Raw genomic sequence first — 3,579 nt, 5'->3', positions numbered from 1 at the left:
GTTGTTAATAATGTTTGGCATTAATAATCAATACCCTATTTTTTGTAACCGCCTGTAAAGTGCTTGTCGGCTTAAACCAAATTCACGGGCCACTTTGGCTATAACACCTTGATGAGCGCGCATTGCGTGTTCTATTTCCTGTTTGGTCGGCTCTGCTTTTGCTTCTTGTTGAGCAGTAACCGATGACGAAAGTGCAAAGTCATCGACTGTAAGCGCACCTGTTGGTTTTAGTAACGCTACACGTTTACAAGCATTTTCTAGCTCTCGAACGTTACCTGGCCATTTGTAGTGTTGAAGTGCTTGCTCTGTGTTTATAGTCAGCTCTCGGTGAGGTAAAAAATGGCTAATAAGTGCTAAAACATCATCTTGTCTTTCGCTTAGGGCAGGCACATTGAGCTCAATTACATTAAGGCGATAATATAAGTCTTCCCTAAATCGACCTTGTTGAATTGCTTGTAGTAAGTTTTCGTTAGTGGCCGATATAACCCGCACATTTACCTTTCGTGTTTGTGTTGAGCCTAAACGTTCAAACTCGCCGGTTTGTAGTACGCGTAGTAATTTTATTTGTCCTGAAAGTGGTAAATTACCAATTTCATCTAAAAATAACGTACCACCATCAGCTGCTTCAAATCGACCAATACGTTGTTTGGTAATCCCCGTGTATGCACCTGCTTCAGCGCCAAAAAGTTCGGCCTCTATAAGTTCTTGCGGTAGTGCACCAGCGTTTACCTTAATAAAAGGCTGCGATACAAGCGGGGAGTTTTTTTGAATAATATGCGCAATGCACTCTTTACCACTCCCATTAGGGCCTGTAATTAATGCAGATATATCAGATTTAGCCACTTGTAGCGCCATAGTAACCAGTCGTTCCATAGCCGTGCTTTTAAATATTAGCCCAGCAAGGTCTGCATTTTTAAATGTACCTTCACGTTCTTGTTGATGGCGATTAAGTGTCGCCATTATTTTTTTAGCACTGCCTAGCTCTATTAAGTTACCGATACAAACTAGTAGTTTTGCATCATCCCAGGGTTTTGGTAAGTAATCAGCGGCACCGGCTTTTACAAGCTCAATGGCGGTGGCAAGTTCGGTCCAGGCTGTAATAAGTATAATAGGTAGGTGTGGGTTTATTTCTCGTAGTTCATAAAACAACGCTTTACCTTCTTCGCCAGAGGTGGTGTCGCTGGTAAAGTTCATGTCTTGAATTACAAGCTCAATTCGTTGATAGCGAACTATTTGCAGAGCATCAAATGGATTTGTTGCAGTGACTACCGAAAAGTCGTGGATCTCGAGCAACAATGAAAGTGCGTCGAGTACTGCTTGGTTATCATCAACAATGAGTATTTTATGAGTCATAGGTTATTTTTATAATTTTTTAATGGCTACACTGCCTTACTAAGCAGTGTAGCATAGTGATTTACATATTATTAAATAGTGCGAGTTGCGATACTGGGCGAAATATTGGCAGCGCGTTTAGCAGGCGCTAATACAGCAAGTAAGCTCATTAAAAATACAGCAATGGCGGTAACGGCTATATAACTTGGCGGTAGCGCGGCGACAGAAAAATACTGCATTAACATTTTTCCAAGCAGTAGTGCTGTTACTACACCTAAGGCTAAACCTAGGCTACAAATTAATGCATTTTCTACTAAAAAGTAGCTAACAATAGCTGACTTTCTTGCGCCAAGTGCTCTGCGTGTACCAATTTGCTTAGTACGTTTGCTAATATTAAATAAGGTTAAGCCAAAAATACCGAGAGCGGTTATAAGTACTAAAATAGTGATTAATACTATGAGCATGCGCATCATGAGGCGATCTTGAGCGGTATACTCATTTTTTAATTCATCAAGCCCTTTAATGTTGTTAATAACGCGTTTGCTGTAGTTTTCGAGCATAGCATTTTCTATTTCTTTCATTACAGCTGCTCGCTGACCAGGCTTAGTACGAACGGCAACTTGTGCATAACTTGCTGCTTTAATATAAGGAATAAACGCAAGATTATCGGGTTTACTGTCTTTGAGCCACGGGCCTTTCATGCTTCCGATCACGCCAATAATTTTAAGTGGTAGGTCACCAAAATAAACTATTTTCCCTAAACCATCTCCATCAGGGTAGAGCTCATCAAGTAAGGCTTTAGTGACTATAGTGACGTTGGTACGCTTTTGTGTAATTTCGTTTGTAACGAGCACTTCATCTTCGGTAAAGTTTCGCCCTGCAATTAAGTTAACGCCGTAGGTATTAATTGCGTGGTCATCTATAAAAATATAAGCGGTCCTGACACTTAGGCCTTCTTGTGGAGCAGGTTTTAAATTAAAGCTCGAAGCGCTGCCACCCCCTGATAGCGGAATACTACTGCTTAATGCGGCATCAACTACGCCTGGCATTTTTCTAAGCATGCTTTCATCAAGCTCAAACTGCTGACTTAAGTTAATATCAGTACCAAAGGTCATTACATTAAACTTAAATATATCTTGTTCGGGGTAGCCCGTTTCTTGGTTTAAATAGCTAATTCTGTCTTGAATAATAAATGCAGCATTACTAACTATAGCTGTAGTAATTGCAATTTGAATTAGCAGTAATACAGCGCCCACCTTTGAGCGGCATAAGGCGTTGAATATAGGTTTTATTTCTAACATTGTGACATTCCTTATTGGCTCTTAAGATAAATAGCAGGATTGGTTTTACACACTAACCAAGCTGGGTACAAACCAGCTAAAATGCAGGTTGTAATTGCAATCAATGGGGCGCTCAATAGCATGGTTAAATCCATTGTCGCTAAGTTTTCATAGTAGTCGTAGCTTTGCCCTACGCCCATTAAGCCAAGTTGTGCTAGTACAATTCCTAGCATGCCACCTATAAAGCCAAGCATGGCGACCTCAACTAAGTGCTGTAAAAATATTTGCCTTTTACTAGCACCTAATGCGCGTCTTACACCTACTTCTGGCGCTCTGCGTAAAAATTTAGCTAAAAGTAAACCTAAAATATTGGCTAAGCAGACACCTAAAAACATAAAGCTCAGGCCCACTAAAATTTTATTGTCTTCGGTGACGACGTTGTTGTATTGCATCCATTGGTTTACATCGCGAAGTTTATACTCAAGTTCTTTACGATTAAATCGACCACGTTTTTGTTGTTCTTGCATATAGGCTAATAAGTAATTTTGATAGGCTTGTTTTTGTTCAAGCGTATTTAGCTCTGCCCAAAACTGGATCCATACTTGCTCAGATTGCAGTTTATCTGCAAAGGTTGGTGTGTTTTCGTGTTTCCATCCATTGCTATTGCCCCAACTTACGAGCTCTTTTGCTTTAATTAAACTAAAAGGCATAAATAAATCTTCGGCTTGATTAAATGCGCCGTTATTTAAATCATAATATTTAATATTCAGAGGCCAATGGTTAATAACACCAACTACTTGATAGCTGCCATCATCTAAGTAAATTAGCTCTCCAACGGAGTTTTTTCCTGCAAATAGCTTGTCGTTTAGCTCTTGTGTAATAACTACAACGGGTGCGGCTGAATTTTCTTGCTCTGTGCTCCACGTTCCGCCATATAAAAATGACAAATTAAACATGCTAAAAAAGT

At 39.8% G+C, this 3,579-nt stretch carries 3 protein-coding genes; all 3 read right to left on the bottom strand.

Translation table 11 applies throughout. The annotated features are described in order from the left end of the window. Window positions 1-27: 27 nt before the first annotated feature. Window positions 28-1,353 carry a sigma-54 dependent transcriptional regulator gene (locus P20652_RS07055; protein ID WP_008169745.1) on the bottom strand — a complete coding sequence of 442 codons (1,326 nt, stop codon included), beginning with the start codon at window positions 1,351-1,353 and terminating at the stop codon, window positions 28-30. A gap of 71 nt (window positions 1,354-1,424) precedes the next feature. After that, the gene (locus tag P20652_RS07060) at window positions 1,425-2,633 is read right to left on the bottom strand and encodes an ABC transporter permease (protein WP_008169743.1); all 1,209 of its coding nucleotides are present in this window, start codon (window positions 2,631-2,633) and stop codon (window positions 1,425-1,427) included. 11 nt (window positions 2,634-2,644) lie between these two features. Then, on the bottom strand, window positions 2,645-3,579 hold a 935-nt coding region (locus P20652_RS18420), incomplete at its 5' end, for an ABC transporter permease (protein ID WP_033017579.1).

This window comes from Pseudoalteromonas sp. BSi20652 (assembly GCF_000239855.1).
Taxonomy (GTDB): Bacteria; Pseudomonadota; Gammaproteobacteria; order Enterobacterales; family Alteromonadaceae; genus Pseudoalteromonas.
This window is presented reverse-complemented; position numbering and strand designations above follow the sequence as displayed.

Excerpts from the sequence above, each read along its gene's own strand:
- P20652_RS07055 (WP_008169745.1), bottom strand. The coding sequence starts at position 1,353 with ATGACTCATAAAATACTCATTGTTGATGATAACCAAGCAGTACTCGAC.
- P20652_RS07060 (WP_008169743.1), bottom strand. The coding sequence starts at position 2,633 with ATGTTAGAAATAAAACCTATATTCAACGCCTTATGCCGCTCAAAGGTG.